We start from the raw sequence: 23,921 nt of genomic DNA, 5'->3' as shown, positions 1-23,921 counted from the left end.
ACCAGACAATAACTGCGCTTCAGCGGGCGGTGCTCAACCGGAATACTGGCGGTGCTCAGAAGTCCGAATACTCACCGTGGTCATGCCGTTATCCTTCATCCACGAGATTTCCTTGTAAAACTTGTGGTTCGTGGGGATGTCAGCAAAAGGCTTACGACCGTTCGGCTTGTAACCCGTATCACCACTCATGCGATACATGAACGCAGCCATTGCTTCACGACTCATGCCATTCTTCGGCATATACTTCACACCCTCAGGAGTCTTGGTGCCAGTCGTGAGCTTGTTATCGAACATCCACTTAATCTCCTTGAAAAAGTTGCTGTTACGATCCATATCCACAAAAGGCGACGAAGCATCCGTGCCAGGCTTCGGGTAAGTCATCAGAGTGTCAGTGCCGCCCTGCAGCTCACCAAACACCTGCACATAAACAGGGCGAGTGCCATTACGGTAAGCCACACCAGCACCCATACGGTTGTGGAGACTGTTCATGATCTGCTTGCGGTGACCATCTGAGTTCATCCAGCCCGTTACTGCCTCAGTGCCATTACGATGACCCTCAGCAAGGTTCTCACCCTTCATGACATAGATCCCACCAGTTTCATTCATTTGACTGGGGAGTGCGCCATTGTGGTAGAGATTGCCCGTGCGAACAAGGTAGTTAGCCCAATCCTGAGCAATTTTGTCCAGTTCAGCGTTCGCAAATACAGGCTGTAGGCGAGCATTCTGGCGGTGCTTGTTCGTGGCAGACAGAACATCATACTTAGCCTGAGCGATACGAGTGGCTGATGCAGCGACTGGGGCACCTGCTACTGCAATTCCTTCAGCAAGAGGGGCACCCTGAGTTGCGCCTGCCACAGGCACCTCTGCTCGTGCAGCCTCAACCTCGGGCTGTTCTACTACAGGTGCTTCAACAACTTCTTCCTGAACAGTTTCAGCAACCTCAGGTGCTTCCGTCTCAACAGGTGCGTCAGTGATCTGCTCAACCTGAGTCTCAGTAACCTCAGTGACTTCAACAACCTGATCAAGCTCGGTAGCCTGAGCAGGCTGAGCGGCAGTCACCAGGCCTGTAACTGAGATAGCTACAACGGCCACACCCGTCAGCATGGTCTTCATGATCTTGTTCTTCACTAGCTGTCTCCCCCGCAGGTGGCACTTAACAGCGCCCATATTACGGAGTCCTTCGTGGAGTTTCAAACAGAAATCGAAAGTGTAAGCTCGGCTGGCGCATAGGTGTGCATGGCTGAAGTTTTCGATGGTTCATGCAGTAGGTTTCTGCAGCTTGTCACTAGCGAGCATTTCGTGGATACCGCCGGTGAGTCTGCGTTTGCAGGCTTCCCAAGCTCGGGGGCCACTCCGTTTGAGCTGGCGGTAACCGTCGAGCAAGTCCAGGAAATTGCCCCATTCGAGCTGGCTGGAAAACTCGGCGAACACGATGACCGACTCACCTTCGTAATTGTCCCATGGGTTTGAGTAGGTGGACGCCCGGTAACGCGGTGGAGTCGGCGGCTCGATTTGTCTCTATGTCGAAATACTTTTTGACAAGACGGCTAAGCTGGCAGTAGAACTCGTGCCCGTTTTTCGATTTGGAGAAATAATCGTCGTGACTGAATCTGTAATCCTCTACACACACACTGATGAGGCTCCCGCACTCGCGACCGCATCGTTCCTTCCAATCGTCGAGTCGTTCACCCGTGTGGGTAACGTCGCAATTGAAACGCGCGACATCTCGCTGGCTGCGCGTATCCTCGCCGAGTTTCCAGAGAACCTCACAGAGGAGCAGCAGACCGGTAACGCGCTTGCCGAGCTGGGAGCGCTTGTCACCGAGCCCGAAGCGAACATTATTAAGCTTCCAAACATCTCGGCCTCGATTCCGCAGCTGAAAGCCGCGATCGCAGAGCTGCAGGCAAAGGGCTACGACGTTCCGAACTACCCCGATGAGCCGAGCAGCGTCGAAGATCACTACATTCTCTCGCGTTACGGCAAGATCAAGGGCTCTGCCGTAAACCCCGTGCTGCGTGAGGGAAACAGCGACCGCCGCGCTCCCAAGTCAGTAAAGAACTATGCGCACAAGCACCCCCACCTGAACAAGCCGTTCAGTGAGGGTTCAAAGACGCGTGTCGCCACCATGGGGCACGACGACTTCTTCTCGAACGAGAAGTCGATGGTCTTCGCCGACGAAGACGTTCTCAAGATCCGGTTCGTCGCGGCCGACGGCACCGAGACCGTCTTGAAGGACGAGCTGACCGTGCTGCGGGGTGAGGTCCTCGACGCGACCTTCATGTCGGCTAAGGCGCTCTCGGCATTCCTTGCCGAGACTATTGCGCAGGCACAGGCCGAGAACGTGCTCTACTCACTGCACCTGAAGGCCACCATGATGAAGGTCAGTGACCCGATCCTCTTCGGGTACGCCGTGACCGCATACTTCGCCGACATCTTCGAGAAGCACGGTGCTGCGCTCGCGCAGGCTGGTCTCACGCCGCGCAATGGCCTCGGCTCGATCCTGGCCGGCCTCGATAGCGTGCCCGGCGGCGAAGCGATCAAGAGCGAAATTACCGAACGCATTGCCAGCGGCCCACGCCTGTCGTACGTCAACAGCGACAGGGGCATCACCAACTTGCACGTGCCTAGCGACGTGATCGTTGACGCGTCGATGCCCGCGCTCGTACGCAACGGCGGCAAGCTCTGGGACGCCTCTGGCGCTGAAGATGACACCATCGCCGTGATTCCTGACTCCTCATACGCCGGGGTTTACCAGGCCACCATCGAGGACGTTATTGCCAACGGTCCGCTCGATCCGGCCACGATTGGCAGTGTGTCGAACGTGGGCCTGATGGCCCAGGCCGCCGAGGAATACGGCAGCCACGATAAGACCTTCGAGATCGCTAGCGCAGGCCGCGTCGAGGTTGTCGGCAGCGAGGGCGAGGTGTTGCTCTCGCACGAGGTCGAGGCCGGCGATATCTGGCGTGCAACCCAGACGAAGGATCTGCCGATTCGCGACTGGGTAAAGCTCGCTGTCACGCGTGCCCGAGCAACCGGTGCTCCCGCCGTGTTCTGGCTCAACGAGGACCGTGCGCACGACGCGAACCTGATCGCAAAGGTCAACACGTACCTCGCGGATCACGACACCGAGGGTCTCGCGATCAAGATCCTCAAGCCGACCGATGCGACGTTCTACTCGCTCGAGCGCATGCGCCGCGGGGAAGACACCATTTCGGTCACGGGTAACGTGTTGCGCGACTACCTGACCGACCTGTTTCCGATTCTTGAGGTGGGCACGAGCGCCAAGATGCTCTCGATCGTTCCGCTGCTCGCTGGCGGTGGCCTCTTCGAGACTGGTGCGGGTGGGTCTGCCCCCAAGCATGTGCAGCAGCTTGAAGAAGAGGACTACCTGCGCTGGGATTCGCTCGGCGAGTTCTTCGCGCTCGCTGCCTCGCTCGAGCACTACGGCGAGTTCACGGGCAACGCGAAGGCGGGCGTTCTCGCAGTGACGCTTGACCGCGCTACCGGCACCTTCCTGGAAGAGAACCGGTCGCCCGGCCGCAAGATCGGCACGATCGATAACCGTGGCAGCCACTACTACCTCGCTCAGTACTGGGCGCAGGAGCTCGCGGCGCAGACGGACGACGCAGAGCTTCAGGCGGCATTTGCGCCGATCGCTGAGCAGCTGACCTCGAAGGAAGCGCAGATCGTTGAAGAGCTCATCGCCGTACAGGGCAAGCCGGTCGAGACCGGCGGCTACTACATGCCCGATGCGGCGCTCGTCACGAAGGCGATGCGCCCGTCGGCCACGCTGAACGAGATCATCGACTCGATCGCGTAACCCCGTACGCTTCGTAGGATTCTGGGCCCCGGTGGCGCCGCTCACATGCGGCGCCACCGGGGTCTTCTTTTTGACCGAGTGGCTCGCGTGCGTGCCCCGATTTAATTAGTATTTTTATTCACTTTAGTTGTTTTAGGTAGTTTTATCTCTTCTTGATAAAGCTAGGTAACCTATGTAATCTGAGGCGATGGATAGCGTCAATAACCCCTATACGCCAAACGCGGGGGCCAGGCCAGATGTGATCGTTGGTCGCGAAGAGCAAACGCGTGCATTTGAGATGTTGCTGCAGCGTCTTGAAAAGGGTCGGACCAGTCAGTCCCTCATAATTACCGGTTTGCGTGGCGTTGGTAAGACGGTGCTGCTTAATGAGCTTGCTGAGATTGCTGCTGGCCGGTCGTGGGAAGTGGTTGAGATTGAGGCGAGTAAATATGACGAGGCTTCCTTCCGAAGAACACTTGCGTCAAAATTGAAAGCCGCGCTTTTGCGACTGTCTCCGCGTTCAAAATGGACTGACCGATTTGAACGTGCCGCTGGTGCGCTCACCTCGTTCTCGCTCTCATTGGACAGCGTAGGTGCATGGACACTCGGATGGGACATTGCTCCAGCCGAAGGTGTATCGGATCACGGCGACTTGGCGATGGATCTCACGGACTTGTTCGTGGGTCTGGGGGAAGCAGCAAAGGAATCTTCGCGCGGAATTGTTCTATCGGTCGACGAAGTTCAATTTCTGCGCCGTGCACAGCTGGAAGCGCTCATACAGGCGATCCACAAGGCAGTACAGCGCCGTTTGCCGATTACTTTCGTTGGGGCAGGGCTCCCTCAGATAGCTGAATTGGCGGGCGATGCGAAATCATACGCCGAGAGGCTCTTCAAGTTCCCGGCGATCGGATCGTTGGGGAGTGCAGAGGCTGAGGAAGCTATTAGCGGGCCTGCGGCACTTGAAGGCGTAGCTTGGGAGCCGCTTGCGTTGAAATATGCAGTAGCGACCACGAAGGGATACCCCTACTTCATTCAAGAACTGGGGTTTCAGTCATGGGAGCTTGCATGCGGGCAATCGATCACCCTCGATGCTGTTCAAAGTGCAGTCGAAGCGTATGAAGCTAAGCTGGATAGCTCGTTCTTTCGTGTACGTCTCGACCGTGCAACGCCCTTGCAGACTGCCTACATGCGAGCAATGGCGCAGCTAGGGCCTGAACCGCAAAAGGCTGCCGATGTGGCGAGGGTAATGGGGCGAGATTCTTCGCAATTGGGGCCCACTCGCGCAGAGCTTATTGATATGGGTTTGCTGTATACGCCTGAACATGGGTACGCCGCGTTTACTGTCCCGGACTTTGATAAGTACATGCTACGTGCGGTCCCGGAGTTAATCGTGCCACCTCCGCGGCGAAAACGGGAGTAGGCGAAGGGGCTAAGGTGTGTGCAGGGTCAACATTTTCACAAGCGGCCCAACGGTGATACTCTAAGAGAGGTAGAACTTTATTATAGAGTTTCATTTACTGCTTAGGGAGACAGAACGTGTCAACTCCACAGCTTCAGGGGCCCACCATTTCGTTGCAGGCGACCCCGGTAGACGGTGGCGCTGCTGCCTCCGCTGCAGGCGCCCGCGTCGTGCCGGTCGAGCGGGTTACCGAGACCACGCTGCCCACCGTGCACGGCTCGTTTCGCGCCGTCGCCTACCGTGATGAACTCGCTGGAGTCGATCATATGGCGCTCGTGGCTACTCCGCCTTCGGGTGGGGCTGAGCCCGAGGGCGGTGTGCTCGTGCGCGTGCACTCCGAGTGCATCACGGGCGAGGCGTTTGGGTCCGTGAAATGTGAGTGCGGCCCGCAGCTTGACGCGGCGCTTGCGCTCATTCAAGAGCGCGGCGGTGTGGTGATTTACCTGCGCGGGCAGGAGGGGCGGGGGATCGGGCTCGCCAATAAGATGCGCGCCTACCGCCTGCAGGAGGACGGCGTCGATACCCTCGATGCAAACCTCACCCTCGGGTTTCCAGCAGACGCCCGTGACTATCACGCCGCGGCAGAAATGCTCACCGACCTGGGGATTGATCGCGTGCGGCTGCTCACCAACAACCCCGAGAAGATCGCCCAGCTTGGCCAGTACGGGGTGCGGGTGGAGAGCCGCGAGCCGCTTCTCGTGGGCGTGCGCCCCGAGAACGTGGGCTATCTCGAAGCCAAGCGTGACCGCATGGGGCACGAGCTGCCCGCGGCCGTCGCGGGTTAATCGCGCTGGCGATCCGGATCAAAAAGCCAGCAGGGCGCCTAGAGCGTGTAGGGATGGGGGGACATTTGCCCCTCGCCCTCCCATTCTTCGTCCTCGGGGGCGATCTTGTCGCGGGCGTCGGCGTAGGCAAACACGATCGACGCGCCGAGCAGCGTGAAGGCGATGATGCCGGCCGGATTGCACAGTGCGATCGACATTTCGCCCGAGAAGTCTGACCCGGCGGCGTAGCTCAAGATGGACTCTAGGCTGCCGTCGACATAGTCGGGCACGAGGAACCCGAAGCCGATCGCGCACACCCACGAACCCACGAGGGTGACGATGGTCGCGCGGCCCGTACGCTTGCCGCGGGCGCGCGTCACCGACATGCGGCGCATGAGCCAGAAGCTGGTGGCGGCGTAGCACAGCCCAATCGAGGGCAGATACCACCATGTGAGGCTGCCGCCCGTGCCAAACAGCCAGCGGCCCGCCGACATCCACAGCGCCAAGATGACGCCCGCGACCATGACTACACGACCCATTGCAATCGCTCCCTTGTTCCCTTCCATGTTAGCCGCGACGGCCTGGGGGATTGGCTGGCGCGAAGGCGCGAGACACGCCCGCGATGCACGGCCAACTTTTGCGCTGGCCGAAATGCCTGTTACGCTAATCAAGTTGTCGCCGCAAGGTGGCTTCGCCCTGATAGCTCAGTGGTAGAGCACTTCCATGGTAAGGAAGGGGTCGCCAGTTCAATCCTGGCTCGGGGCTCTGACTCTTTTGGTCCTTGGATCAAGTTTGGCTGAGTAGCTCAGCTGGTTAGAGCGCACGACTCATAATCGTGAGGTCGCGGGATCGAGTCCCGCCTCAGCTACGGAGTCGCGTAAAACCCCCGGTTTCCCGGGGGTTTTTGCGTATCAGGTGTGGCCTTTGCTTCGCGCTGCACGATACGATGCGGTCATGGCTCAGCTTTCTATTCGGTCGCGCGCGCGCCTGCGCGCACTCATCTCGATCTTTGCTGGCCTCGCTGCAGGCTTCGGTGTCTCGATCACCGAAGACCTCGCGACTAGCATCGTCGCTGGGTGGGGTGTCTTTGCGCTCGTGAACGTCGTGTGGGGGCTCATGCGGCTCTGGCCGATGGATGCGAAGCGAACGCAAGAGCACGCTGTCGCCGAAGACCCGGGCCGCAACCTCAGCGACACGGTGTCAGTGGTGGGTAGCATCGTGAGCCTCGCGGCGGTAGCGCTCGTGATCGCAGACTCACAGGCCTCGCACAACCCCAAACACGAGTACATGCTCGCGGCGATCGCCGTGCTCAGCGTGTCCACCTCGTGGGCGCTCATCCAGTTCAACTACATGCTGCGCTACGCCCGGGTCTACTACGCTCCGGCAGCGGGTGACACCAAACCGAGGTGCGCACCCGGCGATACCGGCGTTACCGGCGGCATCGTGTTTAACCAGCAAGAGCCTCCCGAGTACACCGACTTCATCTACTTCGCTATTGGCCTCGGCATGACCTATCAGGTGGCCGACACCAACGTGACGAGCAATCAGGTGCGCCGCATCGTGATCGGCCACACCGTGCTGGCCTTCCTCTTCGCCACGGTGATTCTCGCGACGATCGTCAACCTCGTGACGAGTATCGGCTCATAGCTCGGTTCGTGGTTTGGTGGGTGGCGGCCGGAAGGCGCGACACCGCGCGACTCCGCGCTAGATCGCAGGCGCCGCCAATCGCACCGATTCCAGCTGCTCGGCACGCGTCGGCGCGGCGTGCACCGTGATCAACTCGTCGGCGTTGGCATAGCGCGCGAAAGCTTCAAGCTCCGTACGCACACGATCCGGCCCGCCGATCGCGGTATGCCGCAGCATGCCGCGAATTTCGAGACCAGCGGGCGTCTCCATGAGGGCCGTGGCCTCGGCGACCGTGAGCTCCTGGTCGCGACCGCGCGACAAGAACCTGCGCACCCGATCGATCTCGGTGCGGGCAAACAGTGCCTCGGCCTCGGCGTCGGTGGCGGCAGCGACCACGTTCACGCCAGCGCTCACGTAGGGCTCGGGGTGGGCCTCGCTGGGGCGGTAGCTGGCGCGGTAATGCGCGACGGCCGAGGTGAGGTGCTGCGGGGCAAAATGCGACGCGAACGAGTAAGGCAGGCCGAGCTGCGCCGCGAGCGACGCGCCAAACATGCTCGAGCCCAAGATCACGAGCGGCACCTTCGTGCCGCGGCCAGGGTACGCGTTCACGGAGGTGCGCGGCAACTCGTCAGACAGGTAGGTCTGCAGCTCGATCACGTCCTGCGGAAACGCGTCGGCGGCGGCCAGCGACCGGCGCAGCGCCCGAAACGTCGCGCCGTCGGTGCCGGGAGCGCGCCCGAGCCCCAGGTCGATGCGGCCCGGGTGCAGCTCGGCAAGCGTGCCAAATTGCTCGGCGATCACGAGCGGGGAGTGGTTGGGCAGCATCACACCGCCGGCGCCCAATCGAATCGAGGCGGTCTGCGACGCAATGTGCGCGATGAGCACGGCGGTCGCGCTCGACGCGATCGAGGGCATGTTGTGGTGCTCGGCGTACCAGATGCGCGAGTAGCCGCTCGCCTCGGCGAGCTGCGCGACCGCCACCGAGTGCGCAAACGCGTCGGCGATGCTGCCGCCAGCCTCAACGGTTGCCAGGTCCAAAATCGATAGCGGGGTCGAAGACGGGGCAGCGAGTGGGGTCGAGTGCGGGGTCGAGGACGGGGTCGAGTGCGCAGAGGAAGCCATGCCCAGTGCAACGCGCGCGCTGCGCGAGTATTCCGCGCCATACTTAACCCATGAACCGCGCACCAGGCACCCCCATTGTTCCGCTGGCACGCGAGCGCAAGGACGCGCTGCTGCGCCTCGAGTCCTGGACGTTCCCGTCGCCCACCCCGCCCAGCGAGCTGCTGCCGCTCGCCTCGCCCCCGACGCCCTGGGGGCGCATGTGGGCGATCGAGGCGAGCGCGCTGTCGCCCGCTGCGCTGTCGCCCGCTGCTCCGGATCGCCGCGCCACACCGGCGGCAGAGTTGGCGGCCATGTACGGCACGTTTGGGCTCACGTCGTACCCAGTGCCGGGCGCGCAGGTGGCCTGCGGGTGGCTCACCGGCGTGAGCGTGCACCCCGCACACCGCAGGCGGGGGCTGCTGCGGCAGATGATCGGCCACCACTTCGCCGACTGCCTCGAACGGGGTGAAGCGATTTCGGTGCTCAACGCGGCCGAAGCAGCGATCTACGGCCGTTTTGGCTACGGTATGGCCGCCCCGCAGGTCTCGCTCACGATTGCGCGCGGTGCGGCGCTGCGCGACGTGCCTGGCAGCGGTGAGGCGGGCAGCGGCGAGGTCGGCAGCGACGAGCTGACGCTCGAACTGCACGAGTGGGACGCGACGGTACACGGCGACGAGGTGGCGCGCTTGCACGCGGGCTACGCGCTCGAACCGCGGGGTATCGGTCGACCCGGATGGGTCACGTGGGAGACACCAGAGCTGCGCGCCGCACAAGACGAGGACGCACCGGCGCTGAGGGCGGGTGCCGAGGCGCAGCGGCTCGCCATCGTGCGCGACAGCGCCGGCAACGCGCGCGCCTACGCCCGGTTTCGGCGTGACATGTCGTGGCAGCGCAACGTCGCCGATGGCACGGTGCGCGTGCGCGACGCGGTTGCGCTAGACGCCGCGGCCGCCCACCGGCTGTGGCGTGCGCTGCTCGACTTCGACCTCACCGCGCGCGTCGAGGTGGGGCCACTGCCGCAAGACGACCCGATCATGTCGCTGCTCGTTGACGCGCGCGCCGCGGCCCCCGTCACCGACGACCTGCAGTGGTTGCGCATTCTCGCCCTACCCCAAGCCTTGAGTGAGCGCCGTTACGCCACCGCCGTCGACGTGGTGCTCGAGGTGACCGACGAGCTGCTGCCGCATAACGCGGGTACGTGGCGGGTGCAGGCCGCGCCGGGGGAAGAGACACGGGTGACTCGCAGCGATGCCGCCGCCGACCTCGCACTCGACATTCGCGAGCTGGGTGCCGTGCACCTGGGCACGGTCACACTCGCGCAGCTCGCACACGCGGGCCTCGTGCGTGAGCTGCGCGAGGGTGCGCTACTCGCAGCGGCGACCGCCTGGAGCTGGCCGGTGTCTGCTGGCGCAAACTGGGTCTTCTAGCCGCCGCCCGATTTGCGCGTTTCCTCGTCATCCGCTGACGTCATTCTGCGTGTAGCGAGCTTGTGAGCGGAATCGCAGAATCCATGATGTGTGGATCCTGCGATTCGCAAGCTCACGCAGGATGACGACGCCGGTGGTGACGCCGGTGGCGACGCCGGATGACGACGCCGGTGGCGACGCCGGGCGGCTACTCGGCCGCGGGCGCGTCGACGATCGACAGCAGCACGTGGCCGCTCGCGACGGTCTGGCCGACGGGCGCGTCGAGGCCAGCAATAACGCCCGAGCGGTGCGCGTAGATCGACTGCTCCATCTTCATCGCCTCGAGCACGAGCACGAGGTCACCCTCGACGACCTGCTGGCCGTCTTCGACGGTGACCTTCACCACGGTCGCCTGCATAGGCGAGGTGATGGCGTCGCCGGCGGCGGCGTGCACGCCCGCACCCTTGGCGCGGCGGGGAGCCGGGCCGCGAGTTACCTCTTGGTCGACGAGCGGCAGCAGCGTCGCGGGCATCGAGACCTCGACACGACGGCCCTCGACCTCAACGGTCACCTGTCGGCGCTTCGGGTCTTGCGCGATGGGGGGCACTTCGCCCTCCCATGGCTCGATGTCGTTGACGAACTCTGACTCGATCCAGGTCGTGTAGACACCAAACGTGCCCTCGGGGGCGGTGAAAGCGTCGTCGCGCACAATCTTGCGGTGAAAGGGCAGCACGGTCGGCAGGCCCTGCACCTCGAACTCATCGAGGGCACGGCGGGCGCGCTGCAGCGCCTCCTCGCGGGTCGTACCCGTGACGATCAGCTTGCCGAGCATCGAGTCGAACGCGCCCGAAACGACATCGCCGGTCGCGACGCCCGTGTCGACGCGCACACCGGGGCCAGACGCCGGCTTGAACAGTGCAACGGGGCCGGGCTGGGGCAGAAAGCCGTTGCCCGCGTCTTCACCGTTCAAGCGAAACTCGAACGAGTGCGCGTGCGCGACCGGGTCGGCGTAGTCGAGCACGCCGCCCTCAGCGATACGAAACTGCTCGCGCACAAGGTCGATGCCGGTGACCTCTTCAGATACGCAGTGCTCCACCTGCAGGCGGGTGTTGACCTCGAGGAACGACACCGTGCCGTCCTTCGCGACCAAGAACTCGCAGGTGCCCGCGCCAACGTATCCGACCTCTTTCAGAATCGCCTTCGACGAGGAGTACAGCCGCTCGATCTGATCGTCTGAGAGAAACGGCGCGGGCGCCTCTTCTACGAGCTTCTGGTGGCGGCGCTGCAGCGAGCAGTCACGCGTCGAAATGACAACAACATTGCCGTGCGCGTCGGCGAGGCACTGGGTCTCGACGTGGCGCGGCTTCTCAAGAAACTTCTCGACGAAGCACTCTCCGCGACCAAACGCTGTGACGGCTTCGCGGGTGGCCGACTCGAACAGCTCAGCGACCTCATCGCGCTCGTACGCGACTTTCAGGCCGCGGCCACCGCCGCCAAACGCTGCTTTGATGGCGATGGGAAGCCCGACCTCGTCTGCGAACGCGAGCACCTCGTCGGCGTTCTTGACAGGATCGCTGGTGCCCGCGGCGAGCGGAGCGCCGACCTTCTCGGCCACGTGACGGGCTGACACCTTGTCGCCAAGACGCTCGATGGCCTCGGGGCTCGGCCCGATCCAGGTGAGGCCCGCATCGATGACGGCCTGCGCGAACTGTGCGTTCTCGGCGAGAAAGCCATAGCCGGGGTGCACAGCGTCTGCGCCCGAGCGGCGCGCGACTGCGAGCAGCTTGTCAATCACCAGGTAGGTCTCGGCGCTCGTTGTGCCGCCCAGGGCATACGCCTCGTCGGCGAGCTGGGCGTGCATGGCGTCCCTGTCTTGATCGGCGTATACCGCCACCGAGGCGATGCCGCTGTCAGCGGCGGCACGAATAATGCGGACTGCGATCTCACCGCGGTTGGCGATGAGGACTTTACGAATGCGCGACATGCGAACCAGCCTATTCCAGGCGGGGGCCTGAACCTTGGATATATCGCACAAACCTTTTGGCTCATCGTTGCCGGTGCGCACAGACGCGCGTACCTGGCGTGCACCGTCAGTGGCGCTGGGTAGACTTACCCGCGTGGTGAATCCAGAGATTAAGGGCCGGGTATACCCGCCCACCGCTTCGTACCTTGTCGGCCGCGAGAAGGTGCGCGAGTTTGCGCGCGCCGTGGGCAGCACGTCCCCGCTGCACCTCGACCCCGAAGCCGCACGCGCGGCCGGGCACGCAGACGTTATCGCGCCGCCCACGTTCGCTGTGGTGGTGCAAGAGGCGACCCTCGCACAGCTGCTCGCAGACGAAGAAGCGGGGGTCGACTTTACCCGCGTCGTGCACGGCGACCAGCGTTTCACGTACTCGCGCCCCATCGTCGCTGGCGACGAGCTCACGGCAACCCTCACGATTGCGGCAGTGAAGCAGCTGGGGGGCCACTCCATGGTCACCGCTTCCAGCGCCATCACGGATGCCGCTGGCGAGCACGTCGTCACCGCGATCTCCACCCTCGTGGTGCGCGGCGAAGAAGGTTAAGGAGCCCCATGACTACCGAAACTACGATTTCAACACCGGCGGCAAGTGCATTCGACTCCCTTGAGGCCGGTGCGGTTGTCGCCGAGCGCGAGGTGACGCTCACCCGCGACCACCTGGTCCGCTACGCGGGCGCCTCGGGTGACTTCAACCCGATTCACTACCGTGACGACTTTGCGCAGCAGGTTGGTCTCCCCGGCGTGCTCGCCCACGGCATGCTCACCATGGGCCAGGCGGGCTCCGTCGCCACCGACTGGCTCGCAGCATTCGACCCGACTGCTTGGGTGCAGGACTTTCAGTCGCGCTTCACCCGCCCCGTTCCCGTCGACGCGCAGGCGGGCGCAACGGTCACCATCACTGCGACCGTTGGCAAGATCGACACAGATGCCCGCACCGCCCGCATCGACCTGCGGGTCGTGTTTGACGACGCGACCGTGCTCGGCAAGTCGCAGCTCGTGGCGGCGTTCGCGTGACGTTCAACCCGTCGCTCGCTGAGCTCACCACGATGCGGGTGGGCGGCCACGCCGAGCGCACGCTCGTCGCGCACACGGCGGCCGAGCTCGTGCAGCATGCGGTCACGCTGTGGCGCGAACACGAGCCCTGGCTACTGGTCGGCGGCGGCTCGAACACCGTCGTCAGCGACGAGGGGTTTCCCGGCACCGTCGTGCTCGTACGCAACACCGGCATCGAAGCGATCGATGACCCGACGCTCGACGCGGGTATAGTGCGGCTGCGCGTGCAGGCGGGCCAAGACTGGGACGAGCTCGTGCAGGCCACCGTCGAACGCGGCCTCGCAGGGCTCGAAGCGCTGTCGGGTATTCCCGGTCTCGCGGGCGCGGCCCCCGTGCAAAACATTGGCGCGTACGGCTGCGAGCTGCAAGACGTGCTGCATTCGATCGAGTTTCTCGAGCGCGGCGACGAGGTGCCCCGCCGCCTCATGGCCGCTGAGCTCGAGCTCGGCTACCGTGACTCGGCGATCAAGCAGGGCATGGAGGGCGTGGTGCTCTCGATCGATCTGCTGCTCACCGATCGCGCGCCCGCCCGCGGCGCGCACAGGGCCGCGGCCGCTGGCAACGATCCGGATCATGCAGAGGCCGTAGCGCCCGTGCGCTACGGGCAGCTGGCCCAGGCTCTCGAGGTAGAGCTGGGCGCGCTCGTGCCGATCCAGCGTATTCGTGACGCGGTGATCGCGTTGCGTGCGTCGAAGGGAATGGTGCTCGACGCGAGCGACCACGACACGTGGAGTGCCGGCTCGTTCTTTACGAACCCGATCGTATCGTCGCGGTTTGCGGCGGGGCTGCCCGAGAACGCCCCGCGGTTTGCGCTGCGCGCGCCCGAGCCCGCGCCGGGCGTGACGAGCTTTGAGGAGCTCGCCGCAGGGGTGCCGCTGCGGGTGCCGCGCGCCGAGAGCGACAATAGGGTGAAGCTGTCGGCCGCGTGGCTGATTGAGCATGCGGGCGTACCCCGCGGGTTTCGGCTGCCCGGTTCTGGCGCCGCAATTTCGTCAAAGCACACGCTTGCGCTCACCAACTGCGGCGGAGCGACCGCCGCACAGGTCGCCGAGCTTGCGCGATTTGTCGTGCAGCGAGTGCAGCAGGAGTTTGGCGTGATCTTGGTGCCCGAGCCCCGGCTGTATGGGCTCGAGGTTTAGCTAGGGGCGATGCCTGCGACGATGTCTGAGACGACGCGCATACTGATTGTCGGGGGCGGCCGCATGGGTCGTGCGCTCGCGCACGCGCTGCCGGGGGCACAGCTCGAGGGGCGCGGCGCGACGGGCCTGCTCGCGGCTGACGCTTCGTCATCCTGCGCGAGCGAGGGAGTTTCTTCGTCATCCTGCGCGAGCGAGGGAATTTCTTCGTCATCCTGCGCGAGCGAGGGAATTTCTTCGTCATCCTGCGCGAGCGAAGCGAGTCGCAGGATCCACGCCGACCTCGTGCTGCTCGCGGTGCCCGACCAGGCCATCGCCGCGGCCGCGAAGCTGATCGTGCCGGGGCCCATCGTGGCGCACCTATCGGGGGCGTCGGGTCTAGCGATGCTCGGCGAACGCGAAGCGTTTAGCCTGCACCCGCTGCTCGCGGTGACCGGGCCCGGCACCACGTTTGCGGGGGCGTACGCCGCCGTCGATGGCACTAGCCAGCATACGCTTGCCGCGGCCGAGGCGCTCGCGGCGATGCTGAAGTTGCGCACGTTTCGGGTGGCGAGCGCAGACCGGGTGGCGTACCACGCGGCGGCCTCTGTCGCCGCGAACTTTCTCGTCACCGTCGAAGACTTTGCCGCGCGCCTTGCTGCCACCGCCGGTGTGCCGCGCGATGCCCTCGTGCCGCTTGCGCAGGCTGCGCTCGACGGCTGGGTGCGCGACGGGGCCGCAGCTCTCACGGGGCCAATCTCCCGCGGCGACGAAGCGACCGTCGCGGCGCAGCGCGCGGCCGTTGCCGAGTGCGTGTCGGGGGCGCACGTGCCGGGGGAGCTCAACACGCAGCCGAGTACCACCGAACCGCTCGCCACGGGGGCGCTCAGCCCCACCGACTTACAACTTTTCGACGCGCTCACGGCTGCCACCAGGGTGATGGCGGGGCGCGATCCGAGGCCTGACCCGAAGGAGACCACCGCGTGAGGATCATTCGCACGATCGACGAGTTGCGCGAGGCGTCGCGGGGGGCCGCGAGCATCGGCCTCGTGCCCACGATGGGCGCGCTGCACGAGGGGCACCTGTCGCTCGTGCGGGCGGCGCGCGCCGCGAACGAGCTCGTCGTCGTCTCGGTGTTTGTGAACCCCACCCAGTTCAATGACCCCGCAGACCTCGCCGCATACCCCCGCACCGAGGCCCGTGACGCCGAGCTCGTCGCGAGTGCCGGGGCCGACCTCGTGTTCGCGCCCGAAGCCAGCGAGATGTACCCCGAGGGGCATATGACCTCGGTGCACGTCGCGGGGCCGCTCACCGACGTGCTCGAGGGCGCCTCGCGGCCCGGGCACTTCGACGGCGTCGCGACCGTGGTGTCCAAGCTGCTCATCGCGGCGGGCGCCACGCGCGCCTACTTCGGGCAGAAAGACGCGCAGCAGCTGCTCGTCGTGCGGCGCCTCGTGAGCGACCTGCGGCTGCCCACCGAGATCGTCGCGTGCCCCATCTCGCGCGAGGCCGACGGGCTTGCGCGCTCGAGTCGCAACGTGCGTCTGTCCGCTCCGGATCGTAGCCGGGCGCTCGCGCTGCCCCGTGCCCTCGAAGCGGCAGCGGCTGCGCTGCGCGCGGGCGAGACGCGGGCACCTGAACTCGCGGGCGTGGTGACGGGCGTACTCGGAGACGCCGGGCTCGTGCCCGAGTATGTGGCGATCGTCGACCCCTCGACGCTCGCCGAGCGCGTTACAGTGGATACACCCGTGCTGTGCGCGATCGCGGTGCGCGTGGGTGAAGTGCGGCTCATCGACAACGAGCTGCTGGTGCCCTCCCCGACATTTGCCTGACCTGATCGCCTGACCTGACGACCACAACACCTAGGAGCGCACAGATGCCTCAGATTACGATTCCGCAGCTGCAGCAGAAGAAGCTCGCAGGCGAGCCGATCGTGATGGTTACCGCATATGACTACCCGGGGGCGCGCGCCGCGGATCGCGCTGGCGTCGACATGGTGCTCGTCGGTGACTCGGGCGCGCAGGTGGTGCTGGGCTACTCGTCGACGGTGTCGGTGACGACTGACGAGATGCTGGTGCTCGCTGGGGCTGTACGCCGCGGCACCTCTGATGCGTTCATTGTGTGCGACGTGCCGTTTGGTTCGACCGAAGAGTCTGACGCGCAGGCCATCGCCACAGCTATGCGCTTCGCCAAAGAGGCGGGCGCCGACTCGGTGAAGCTCGAGGGCGGGTCTGAAGCACGCCTCAGCCGCATTCGAGCGATCGTCGACGCGGGGATTCCTGTTGTCGGCCACATTGGGCTCACGCCACAGACCGCGACCGCGCTGGGGGGATTGCGCGCGCAGGGGCGCACGCGCGAGAGCGCCGAGCGACTCGTGCACGAGGCGCTCGGCGTGCAGTCCGCTGGCGCCTTCTGCGTGGTCATCGAGGCGGTGCCGTCTGAGATTACCCAGTTGCTGCGTGCGGCACTCACGATTCCGATCATCGGTATTGGGGCGGGCCCGGCCGACGGGCAGGTGCTCGTGCTGCACGACCTGCTCGGAGTGACCGAGGGGCACACCGCCAAGTTCGTGAAGCGGTATGGGGCTATCGGTGATGACACGGTGGCAGCGATTGCGGCTTACGCTTCAGAGGTGCGAGCAGCAGAGTTTCCTGGCGCTGAGCACCAGTACGCCGCGGGCGCAGAGGCAGTAGCCGCCGCGCGCTCCGCCCTGGACGACTAGGAGGTGATGGATCCTGCGACTCCTTCGTCGCGCAGGATGACGAGGGGAAGCGCGCGAGCTTCGTACTGCTTGCGTCATTCTGCGCGAGCTTTGTACTGCTTACGTCATTCTGCGCGAGCTTGCGAGTCGCAGAATCCAGAGGGGAAGCGCGCGGGCATCTGCTAAAGCGCGGCGACGCGGTCGAGGCCCGCGCGCAGATCGGCGATGAGATCGCGGGCCGATTCGAGGCCCACCGAGAGACGCAAGAGGCCGGGTGTGATGCCGAGCTTCTCGTTGATGTCGGGCGCGAAAGTGGCATGAGTCGAGGTTGCGGGGTGCAACACCATCGAGCGGGTATCGCCGATGCCGGTCATGCGTGAGAACACGCGGAGCCCATCAACGAAGGCGCGCGCACCATCGATGCCGCCGCGCACGGTGACACCAAACACCGACCCCGACCGGGCAAAGCCGTTATCGTCGATGCCGTAGTCGCGACACGCAAGCGCGTAGAGGGGGCTCGAGGGGAGCCCCGCAAAATCGACTGATTCGACCTCGGGCTGCTGCTCAAGCCACGCGGCGATCGCGATTGACGAGTCAACGTGGCGCTCCATACGCAACGACAGCGTCTCCATGCCCTGGTGCAGCAAAAATCCGTTGAAGGGTGACAGCGTGGGGCCGATATCGTTGACGACGGCTTCTCGGGCGGCCCGAGCGTAGGCCGCGTCACCAAAGCGCTCTAGCAGTGAGCCGAGACCGGGGCGCGACGACTGCGTGATCAACGGGTATGAGCGGCCAGCAAGCTCCGCCGCCGCCCAGTCGAAGTTGCCGCCGTCGACAATCGCGCCACCGACGGCGGCACCGTGCCCGGTAAGAAACTTAGTGGTCGAGTGCACCACGATATTGGCGCCATGCTCGAACGGGCGAATCAACGCGGGTGTTCCGACTGTGTTGTCTACGACGAGTGGCAGGTTGTAGCGCGCGGCGATCTCAGCGACGCGTCGCAGGTCGGTGACGTCGTTGCGCGGGTTGGGTATGGTCTCGGTGTAGATCGCCTTCGTGTTCGGGCGAATTGCGCGCTCCCACGCCTCATCACTATCGGTGTCCCACACATAGTCGAACTCGATGCCGAAGCGCTTGAAGCTGCGGCCAAAGAGAATTCGGGTGCCACCGTACACCGAGGCGGTCGAGACGATGTGGTCGCCGTTGCTCGCGAGCGTGAACAGCGCAGACGAGATCGCGGCCTGCCCGCTCGACACCGCAACGGCTGCGGTGCCGCCCTCGAGCGAAGCGAGCCTGGCCTCGGCCACCGAGTTGGTTGGGTTGCCCTGACGCGAGTAGATCGGGTTCGTGGAGCGCCCCGCGAAGCGGTCCACCTGATCATCAAAGTCATCAAACACGTAGCCCGCCGACACCGCGATCGACGGCACACGCAACCCCGAGTTGAGGTCGGCATATTCGCCCGCGTGTACCTGCCGGGTGTCGAAGTCGAAATCACGCCACTCGGTGATCGGTTGTGCGGCAGGAGCTGCAGTGTTGGGTGAGGTGACCGTGGTCATTTCGTCGAGCCTTTCGAAGTGGTGGTGCGCGTCGGCAGGAGCGGCGTGACCTGGATGGGTGGGGAGATCGGGGTGCGGTGCGAGAGAAGTCATGAGCGCGGCAGGATCTGGGCGATGCGCCGCACGGCTTCGATGAGAGTGGCCGGGGCGCAAGCGAGATTGAGACGCACATGCCCGCTACCGCCCGCACCAAACGCGGCACCGTTGTTGAGGGCAACCCTGGCGTCTTCGAGAATGCGGGCGTGCGGGTCTTGGCCTAGGCCAGCGGCGGTGAAGTCGAGCCACGCGAGATAGCCCGCGCGGGGGCGGGTGTACCGCACACCCGGCAGCGACGACTCGACGAGCTCAGCGAGCAGCACGTCGTTCGCTTGAATCTGTGCGATCGCGCGGTCGAGCCACTCGCGGCCCCGCGAGAAGGCGGCGACGCCAGCGTGCAGACCAAGAATGCTTGCCCGCACCGCGACCTCGGGGGGCAGCAGGGCGAGAAGGTCATCGGCTGCCTCGTCTGCCGCGACGATCACCGAGCACTTCGCGCCCGCGAGGTTCCAGCCCTTACTCGCTGACGTCGTGGTGACGGCAAGCGCCCCGGCGGCGGCGGCGATCGGCGCAAACGGCACAAACGTTTCACCGGCGTGGGTGAGGGGCGCGTGGATCTCGTCAGAAACAACAAATACGTCGTACTTGGCGGCGAGCCGCGCGAGCTGCGTCAACTCCTCTTCCGTGTGCACGATGCCGTGTGGGTTGTGCGGGTTGCACAGCAAAAACGCGTCGATGCCCTGAGTGTCGGCGAATTCCCGCTCGATAGCAACCAGGTCAAGGCGGGCGGCGGGCGCGCGATCCGGCGCAGAAATTGCGAGCGGGATCTCGACGACCTCGAACGGCACCTCCTCGAGCATCTCGAAGAAGCTGGGGTAGACGGGCGTCGTGAGCGCGATGCGGCCGCCGGCCGGGCGGCCGACGCGCAGCGCCTCGACGATGCCGGTCGCGACATCGGTCGCGAGGTAGACGTGCTCGGTAGGTACTTCCCAGCCCCAGCGATCGCGCGCGAAGCCAGAAAAGGCTTCGGCGAGCGGGCCGGGGGAATCGAGGTAGCCGGTATCAGACGCCTCGACGCGCTCGATCAGAGCGGCCCGGATCTCGGGGGCGAGCGCGAAATCCATCTCGGCGACAAACAGCGGCAGCACATCGGCGTCAAAGCGGGTCCACTTGATGCTCGTGCGCTGCGTGCGCAGCAGAGCAGGATCGAGCTGTGCGAATGGTACTCCGCCGGGGTCGACGGCCTGGGCGTCGCTGCCGGGAGTGACTGTAATACCTGCGCCTGTGCTCATGTCTCCATGGTGGCGCGCGCGACGTGATCGCGCGACCTCGCGAGTAAAGCGGCGTCATCTTGCGCTGTTGAATACCGAAAGCTGAGATTTTGAGCTGTGAGGTTTCAGTGATCTCCCCTATTCTGGCGCTTATGGTTGATCCCTACGCCGACGACGCCGAACGTGCGCGCCGACTCAGTCGTCGGGTAGCCAAGTTTATGGAGCGCTGGCGCGGTCGTATTCGGCGGCGCCCGTGGCTCAACACTGTCTACAAAGTGTTAGTGACCACGCTGGGCTGCCTGGTGGTGATTATCGGTCTGATTCTTGTTCCGCTGCCGGGCCCCGGTTGGTTGATCGTGTTCATCGGACTCACTTTGCTGGGCACCGAGTATCACTGGGCCAGGCGACTACTCGGATGGTTGCGACGCGTGCTTGCCCGGTTCTGGGAGCGCTGGAACATGTGGCGTGCGGCCCGTCGCGAGCGCCGCGCTGAGCGTGAACGTGAGCGCGAGCGTCGGGAGCGAAGCGAACGCTGATGCAGCATCGCCCCAGCTGGGCTGCCGAGTGTGAAGCTCGATAGCCTAGCCGGGGCGATGCTGTTCGTGCGATGCCGCTCGTGCGATGCCGCTGAAATTGCGGCTCACGTGACCTACTTGATCAACGGAATGTTGAAGATGAACGGCGGCTTTTGCCCGGTGCGGAACGCTGCGGGCGCCTTCGCGGCCGCAATGATGTGGAACACGAAGAGCACCACATTTGCGAGCCACAGCACGGTCGCGAGAAGCCCGCCGACATAGGGGATAAACACCACAATGAAAAACAAGATGTAGGTGGCCACCCCCGCGCCCACCCGCAGTAGCGAGAAGTTGAGGTTGTCGCGGTGGTAGTCGTAGGCCTGACGGTTGCCCTTGTCCTTTTCGATGAGGAAGAAGATGAGCGCGGGGATCCACGAGAAGAATACCGAGAGCCAGTAGTTCAGCGTGATGTTGCTCAGCGGGTCCGTGGCAGCCTGCTGTGAGTAGGCCTGTTGGTAGCCCCCGCCGGGCGGTACCTGGCCACCTGCCGGCTGCTGATAGGGCGGTGCCTGCGGCGCCTGCGGCGCTTGCGGTGCTTGCGGCTGCTGGTACTGCGGTTGCTGCGGCGCCTGCGGCTGCTGGTACTGCGGTTGCTGCGGCGGTGTAGGTGCCTGCGGTGCCTGGGGCGCTACCGGATCACCCAACGGCTGGCCGCTGGGCACCTCGGGGTTTTGGCCCTCTGGGGGAAGCGTAGTCATTTTGATCTCCTTTGATAGGCGCTGACTATGACGTTACCGCAGGCGCCGAGCGAGCGAAAGGACACCCGTTCGCAAGCCATGCACGCGGGCTAGCCGCGCACGTTGAAATCAGCGCAGAGGTCATTCATGGCGTGCAGCCACTTGTACGCGAAGATGAAGGGGCCCACGATGATAAGAATGCCGAGTACTCCCCATAGCCAGTAGTCAGAGGCCGCAACCGTGCGCTGGAGCCCGCGACGACGCTGTTCGTTACCGATGCGGTCAGAGGTCTTGTGCCACCACACTAGCCCACCAATACCCCAGGTGATCGGGCTCACGAGCAGTGCCATGAGCCAGTAATTCATGGAGCGGCGGTTATCCCACCGGCCGGCGATCGCGTTGAGGTCTTCGCCAGACCGTGCGGTCACCCAGATGGCATAAATGCCCAAGGTGATGATGCCGAGAAGAATGTACTTCAGCAGCGAACGATTCGTGGCGTAGTTTGCGTGAACGAACTGCTGGTGCGCGTACTGTGCCTGTGGCTGCGCGTACTGTGCCTGTGGCTGTGCATACTGAGCCTGGGCCTGTTGCTGCTGAGCCTGCGCTTGGTGCTGCTGCGCGTACTGCTGCTGCGCGTACTGCTGTTGGGCGTACTGTGCCTGCTGGTGTGCTTGCTGTTGTTGCTGGGCGTACTGTGCCTGTGCCTGTGCCTGTGCCTGTGCCTGTGCCTGCGCTTGTGCCTGCTGCTGCTGGGCGTACTGCGCCTGTTGCTGCGCATACTGCTGTTGTTGCTGCGCGTAGTACGCCTGCTGCTGCGCATCGTGCGGTTGTTGACCCTGTCCGTTGGGCGGAAGCGAAGTCATAGAAATCCCCTTTGAGTTACCTGTGCGATAGACGTTACCCGAGTGCAGGTCACATTGGTACCGCGACCAGAATTAGGTCGGAGAAAACCGCCAGGCAAGCTCAAGCGCTGGGCAGCAGTGCTGTGAGGCAGCGCGCCCCACATGCGATTAGAACAGGTCGGGGCTGGGAGCCGAGGTCTGCAGCACCTGCACGTCGGCGTGACGGTCGAAGCGGTAGCCCGTGCCGCGCACGGTGCGCACGATGTCTTGGTACTGCGCGAGCTTTACGCGCAGGCGACGAATGTGCACATCGATCGTGCGCTCGCTCGGGATCTCCTCGCCCTGTGCGTCTGCCCACAGGCCGGTGATGAGCTCTTCGCGGCTAATAGTGCGGCCTTCGCGCAGCACCAGGTACTGCAGCAGCTCGAACTCGCGAAAGGTGAGGGCTGCGGCCACGTTATCGAGCAGCACGCGCTTGCGTGACAGGTCGAGAATCACGCCGCTCTCGGCGCGGTCATCGGCCGAAGCAGCCTGCTGTTTCTGGCGGGCGTGTGCCGCCGGATCACCGAGCGCCAAACGCACTACGTCGACGTCGCGGCCGCCGGTGCCCTCGGGGGCGAGCGCTACGGCGGCATACGTTTCGGCGGCCGGCGCGATCTGGGCAACGAGCTGCTTGATCTTTGCGACAACGGCGCCCAGCTTGGGGTCGTTCTCGTCAAGCTTCGCCTCGGCGAGACCAACGTAGAGGGCGAAGCCGCGCACCTCGGTGCCCTCGGGCACGTTGCGTTCGGGGGCAGGGGAGGTGGGGAGCTTCGCCGACAGGTCGGGGCGAGCGATGGTCTGGGTGGTGGGCTGAGCGATGGTAGCCATGATGATGTCCTTTAGGTGCTGCTTTGCGCCCGACTGGCGGGTATGCGAAATGTGTAGGTGGGTGAGCGTGTGCTCTAGAAACCCACGAGAGCGACACCCTTAGGGTGTGCGCAGAAGAAACGAAATTGCCTGGTTACTGGTCGATCGTTACATGCACATTCGGCATCGCATGTCACCCATCCCGGCCATCATCATGCCGGTTGCCCCAATAGTCACCTCGATGGTGTGCAGGGTACGAGTGATTTCATGCATGTTGCTTAGTAAATCAAAGTGTTGCGGCGTATGTCAAATATTTCGGCATGCGCCGTAACACTTCGCAACGGAGCGCGTGCAAGCGCGCGCAAGTAGGCTCGCTCCCATGCGAGCGAGCCTCAACTTGCTAGTCGCCTGCGGTGCCGTAGAGGCGGTCGCCGGCGTCACCGAGGCCGGGCACGATGTACGCATTCTCGTCGAGACCCTCGTCGACGGCCCCGAGCACGAGTGTTACCTTGCGGTCGCCCGCGGCCTCACGAATCACTTCAACGCCCTCGGGCGTACCGAGCACGCAGATCGCGGTCACATCGTCGGCGCCGCGATCAAAGAGGTACTTGATCGCTCCGGCGAGCGAGCCACCGGTCGCGAGCATCGGGTCGAGTACGAAGCACTGCCGGCCCGCGAGCGATTCGGGCAGCCGCTCGGCGTATGTGGTGGGCAGAAGTGTTTCTTCGTCGCGCACCATCCCCAAAAAACCGACCTCGGCGGTGGGCACGAGGCGCACCATGCCGTCGAGCATGCCGAGGCCAGCACGCAGAATCGGCACGATGAGCGGCAACGGTTCGCTCAGGTGCACGCCCATCGTCTTCGCGACGGGTGTCTGAATCTCGATGGGGTCGACGCGCACTTCACGCGTTGCCTCGTACGCGAGCAGCGTCATGAGCTCGTCGATCAGCAGCCTAAACGTGGGCTGCGGGGTGTTCTCGTTGCGCAGCACGGAAAGCTTGTGGGTAATGAGCGGGTGGTCCGCCACGAAAACTCGCATGCGGCCTATTCTATTCGTGTGACCTTAATCCC

General features: G+C 64.3%; 21 protein-coding genes, 2 tRNA genes and 1 pseudogene. 14 read left to right on the top strand and 10 right to left on the bottom strand.

Translation table 11 applies throughout. The annotated features are described in order from the left end of the window. Nucleotides 1-33 precede the first annotated feature (33 nt). Nucleotides 34-1,128 (bottom strand): CAP domain-containing protein, encoded by a 1,095-nt coding sequence (locus ACXR2T_RS13950; protein ID WP_458839769.1) that lies wholly within the window; start codon nt 1,126-1,128, stop codon nt 34-36. A 472-nt stretch (nt 1,129-1,600) separates the two neighbouring features. Here ACXR2T_RS13950 and ACXR2T_RS13945 point away from each other — a divergent pair, with 472 nt between their 5' ends. From ACXR2T_RS13945 to ribA, 3 genes and pseudogenes are all read left to right on the top strand, one after another. After that, nucleotides 1,601-3,820 (top strand): NADP-dependent isocitrate dehydrogenase, encoded by a 2,220-nt coding sequence (locus ACXR2T_RS13945; RefSeq protein WP_458839771.1) that lies wholly within the window; start codon nt 1,601-1,603, stop codon nt 3,818-3,820. Nucleotides 3,821-4,007: 187 nt separating this feature from the next. Continuing rightward, nucleotides 4,008-5,219, top strand: coding sequence for an ATP-binding protein (locus ACXR2T_RS13940; RefSeq protein WP_458839773.1), 1,212 nt, complete (start codon nt 4,008-4,010; stop codon nt 5,217-5,219). A 215-nt stretch (nt 5,220-5,434) separates the two neighbouring features. After that, a pseudogene (gene ribA, locus ACXR2T_RS13935) lies at nt 5,435-6,043 on the top strand (GTP cyclohydrolase II); the annotation flags it as partial. A 38-nt stretch (nt 6,044-6,081) separates the two neighbouring features. Here ribA and ACXR2T_RS13930 read toward each other — a convergent pair. Further along, nucleotides 6,082-6,561 carry a hypothetical protein gene (locus ACXR2T_RS13930; protein WP_458813215.1) on the bottom strand — a complete coding sequence of 160 codons (480 nt, stop codon included), beginning with the start codon at nt 6,559-6,561 and terminating at the stop codon, nt 6,082-6,084. A gap of 154 nt (nt 6,562-6,715) precedes the next feature. On the opposite strand from ACXR2T_RS13930, the gene ACXR2T_RS13925 reads away from it, so the two are divergent. The 3 genes from ACXR2T_RS13925 (at nt 6,716) to ACXR2T_RS13915 (ending at nt 7,669) form a co-directional block, all read left to right on the top strand. Further along, nucleotides 6,716-6,787: transfer RNA gene (locus tag ACXR2T_RS13925), tRNA-Thr, on the top strand. Between the two features lie 29 nt (nt 6,788-6,816). Continuing rightward, a tRNA-Met gene (locus ACXR2T_RS13920) sits at nt 6,817-6,890 on the top strand. 86 nt (nt 6,891-6,976) lie between these two features. Continuing rightward, nucleotides 6,977-7,669 carry a DUF1345 domain-containing protein gene (locus ACXR2T_RS13915; protein WP_458813213.1) on the top strand — a complete coding sequence of 231 codons (693 nt, stop codon included), beginning with the start codon at nt 6,977-6,979 and terminating at the stop codon, nt 7,667-7,669. 57 nt (nt 7,670-7,726) lie between these two features. Here ACXR2T_RS13915 and ACXR2T_RS13910 read toward each other — a convergent pair whose 3' ends face one another. Next, entirely contained in the window at nt 7,727-8,770 is a 1,044-nt protein-coding gene (locus ACXR2T_RS13910) for an LLM class flavin-dependent oxidoreductase (protein ID WP_458839774.1), read from the bottom strand. A 50-nt stretch (nt 8,771-8,820) separates the two neighbouring features. Between ACXR2T_RS13910 and ACXR2T_RS13905 the strand changes: the two genes are divergently transcribed. Continuing rightward, a complete protein-coding gene (locus tag ACXR2T_RS13905) occupies nt 8,821-10,176 on the top strand; it encodes a GNAT family N-acetyltransferase (protein WP_458839776.1) in 1,356 nt (451 codons plus the stop codon). Nucleotides 10,177-10,363: 187 nt separating this feature from the next. Here the strand turns inward: ACXR2T_RS13905 and ACXR2T_RS13900 are convergent, their stop codons facing one another. Then, a complete protein-coding gene (locus ACXR2T_RS13900; RefSeq protein ID WP_458839777.1) occupies nt 10,364-12,139 on the bottom strand; it encodes an acetyl/propionyl/methylcrotonyl-CoA carboxylase subunit alpha in 1,776 nt (591 codons plus the stop codon). 133 nt (nt 12,140-12,272) lie between these two features. On the opposite strand from ACXR2T_RS13900, the gene ACXR2T_RS13895 reads away from it, so the two are divergent. Genes ACXR2T_RS13895 through panB form a run of 6 tightly spaced genes read left to right on the top strand, consistent with a single transcriptional unit; the run spans nt 12,273 to nt 17,065 of the window. Beyond that, a complete protein-coding gene (locus tag ACXR2T_RS13895; protein WP_458839779.1) occupies nt 12,273-12,719 on the top strand; it encodes an FAS1-like dehydratase domain-containing protein in 447 nt (148 codons plus the stop codon). A gap of 8 nt (nt 12,720-12,727) precedes the next feature. Next, nucleotides 12,728-13,189, top strand: a complete 462-nt coding sequence (locus tag ACXR2T_RS13890) for a MaoC/PaaZ C-terminal domain-containing protein (protein WP_458813203.1) — start codon at nt 12,728-12,730, stop codon at nt 13,187-13,189. Nucleotides 13,190-13,221: 32 nt separating this feature from the next. Further along, on the top strand, nt 13,222-14,367 hold the full coding sequence (locus tag ACXR2T_RS13885; protein ID WP_458839827.1) for a UDP-N-acetylmuramate dehydrogenase: 1,146 nt from the start codon (nt 13,222-13,224) through the stop codon (nt 14,365-14,367). A gap of 21 nt (nt 14,368-14,388) precedes the next feature. After that, nucleotides 14,389-15,330: a DUF2520 domain-containing protein gene (locus ACXR2T_RS13880; RefSeq protein ID WP_458839781.1), complete on the top strand. Its 942-nt coding sequence runs from the start codon at nt 14,389-14,391 to the stop codon at nt 15,328-15,330. Next, nucleotides 15,327-16,175: a pantoate--beta-alanine ligase gene (panC, locus tag ACXR2T_RS13875; RefSeq protein ID WP_458839782.1), complete on the top strand. Its 849-nt coding sequence runs from the start codon at nt 15,327-15,329 to the stop codon at nt 16,173-16,175. The genes ACXR2T_RS13880 and panC overlap by 4 nt, the downstream gene beginning before the upstream one ends. A gap of 44 nt (nt 16,176-16,219) precedes the next feature. Further along, a complete protein-coding gene (panB, locus tag ACXR2T_RS13870; RefSeq protein ID WP_458813197.1) occupies nt 16,220-17,065 on the top strand; it encodes a 3-methyl-2-oxobutanoate hydroxymethyltransferase in 846 nt (281 codons plus the stop codon). Between the two features lie 161 nt (nt 17,066-17,226). Here the strand turns inward: panB and ACXR2T_RS13865 are convergent, their stop codons facing one another. Both ACXR2T_RS13865 and ACXR2T_RS13860 read right to left on the bottom strand, forming a co-directional pair. Next, nucleotides 17,227-18,600, bottom strand: a complete 1,374-nt coding sequence (locus tag ACXR2T_RS13865; RefSeq protein WP_458839829.1) for an O-acetylhomoserine aminocarboxypropyltransferase/cysteine synthase family protein — start codon at nt 18,598-18,600, stop codon at nt 17,227-17,229. 89 nt (nt 18,601-18,689) lie between these two features. Further along, on the bottom strand, nt 18,690-19,928 hold the full coding sequence (locus tag ACXR2T_RS13860) for a MalY/PatB family protein (protein WP_458839784.1): 1,239 nt from the start codon (nt 19,926-19,928) through the stop codon (nt 18,690-18,692). 131 nt (nt 19,929-20,059) lie between these two features. Between ACXR2T_RS13860 and ACXR2T_RS13855 the strand changes: the two genes are divergently transcribed. Further along, nucleotides 20,060-20,443 carry a TIGR02611 family protein gene (locus ACXR2T_RS13855; protein ID WP_458813193.1) on the top strand — a complete coding sequence of 128 codons (384 nt, stop codon included), beginning with the start codon at nt 20,060-20,062 and terminating at the stop codon, nt 20,441-20,443. 113 nt (nt 20,444-20,556) lie between these two features. Here the strand turns inward: ACXR2T_RS13855 and ACXR2T_RS13850 are convergent, their stop codons facing one another. The 4 genes from ACXR2T_RS13850 to upp all read right to left on the bottom strand — a co-directional run bounded on the left by ACXR2T_RS13850 (nt 20,557) and on the right by upp (nt 23,889). Then, on the bottom strand, nt 20,557-21,180 hold the full coding sequence (locus ACXR2T_RS13850; protein ID WP_458839786.1) for a magnetosome magnetite crystal formation protein family: 624 nt from the start codon (nt 21,178-21,180) through the stop codon (nt 20,557-20,559). 89 nt (nt 21,181-21,269) lie between these two features. After that, nucleotides 21,270-22,022 (bottom strand): DUF4234 domain-containing protein, encoded by a 753-nt coding sequence (locus ACXR2T_RS13845; RefSeq protein WP_458839788.1) that lies wholly within the window; start codon nt 22,020-22,022, stop codon nt 21,270-21,272. Nucleotides 22,023-22,169: 147 nt separating this feature from the next. Beyond that, entirely contained in the window at nt 22,170-22,871 is a 702-nt protein-coding gene (locus ACXR2T_RS13840; RefSeq protein ID WP_458813187.1) for a winged helix-turn-helix domain-containing protein, read from the bottom strand. 379 nt (nt 22,872-23,250) lie between these two features. Then, the gene (upp, locus tag ACXR2T_RS13835; protein ID WP_458813185.1) at nt 23,251-23,889 is read right to left on the bottom strand and encodes a uracil phosphoribosyltransferase; all 639 of its coding nucleotides are present in this window, start codon (nt 23,887-23,889) and stop codon (nt 23,251-23,253) included. Between the last annotated feature and the right edge of the window lie 32 nt (nt 23,890-23,921).

The sequence above is a fragment of the Leucobacter faecis genome, assembly GCF_054456635.2.
This window is presented reverse-complemented; position numbering and strand designations above follow the sequence as displayed.

Coding starts and splice junctions, on each gene's coding strand:
- ACXR2T_RS13905 (WP_458839776.1), top strand. CDS start 8,821: ATGAACCGCGCACCAGGCACCCCCATTGTTCCGCTGGCACGCGAGCGC.
- ACXR2T_RS13855 (WP_458813193.1), top strand. CDS start 20,060: ATGGTTGATCCCTACGCCGACGACGCCGAACGTGCGCGCCGACTCAGT.
- ACXR2T_RS13910 (WP_458839774.1), bottom strand. CDS start 8,770: ATGGCTTCCTCTGCGCACTCGACCCCGTCCTCGACCCCGCACTCGACC.
- ACXR2T_RS13865 (WP_458839829.1), bottom strand. CDS start 18,600: ATGACCACGGTCACCTCACCCAACACTGCAGCTCCTGCCGCACAACCG.
- ACXR2T_RS13915 (WP_458813213.1), top strand. CDS start 6,977: ATGGCTCAGCTTTCTATTCGGTCGCGCGCGCGCCTGCGCGCACTCATC.
- ACXR2T_RS13900 (WP_458839777.1), bottom strand. CDS start 12,139: ATGTCGCGCATTCGTAAAGTCCTCATCGCCAACCGCGGTGAGATCGCA.
- ACXR2T_RS13940 (WP_458839773.1), top strand. CDS start 4,008: ATGGATAGCGTCAATAACCCCTATACGCCAAACGCGGGGGCCAGGCCA.
- ACXR2T_RS13850 (WP_458839786.1), bottom strand. CDS start 21,180: ATGACTACGCTTCCCCCAGAGGGCCAAAACCCCGAGGTGCCCAGCGGC.
- upp (WP_458813185.1), bottom strand. CDS start 23,889: ATGCGAGTTTTCGTGGCGGACCACCCGCTCATTACCCACAAGCTTTCC.
- ACXR2T_RS13845 (WP_458839788.1), bottom strand. CDS start 22,022: ATGACTTCGCTTCCGCCCAACGGACAGGGTCAACAACCGCACGATGCG.
- ACXR2T_RS13840 (WP_458813187.1), bottom strand. CDS start 22,871: ATGGCTACCATCGCTCAGCCCACCACCCAGACCATCGCTCGCCCCGAC.
- ACXR2T_RS13930 (WP_458813215.1), bottom strand. CDS start 6,561: ATGGGTCGTGTAGTCATGGTCGCGGGCGTCATCTTGGCGCTGTGGATG.
- ACXR2T_RS13885 (WP_458839827.1), top strand. CDS start 13,222: ATGCGGGTGGGCGGCCACGCCGAGCGCACGCTCGTCGCGCACACGGCG.
- panB (WP_458813197.1), top strand. CDS start 16,220: ATGCCTCAGATTACGATTCCGCAGCTGCAGCAGAAGAAGCTCGCAGGC.
- ACXR2T_RS13890 (WP_458813203.1), top strand. CDS start 12,728: ATGACTACCGAAACTACGATTTCAACACCGGCGGCAAGTGCATTCGAC.
- ACXR2T_RS13880 (WP_458839781.1), top strand. CDS start 14,389: ATGTCTGAGACGACGCGCATACTGATTGTCGGGGGCGGCCGCATGGGT.
- ACXR2T_RS13860 (WP_458839784.1), bottom strand. CDS start 19,928: ATGAGCACAGGCGCAGGTATTACAGTCACTCCCGGCAGCGACGCCCAG.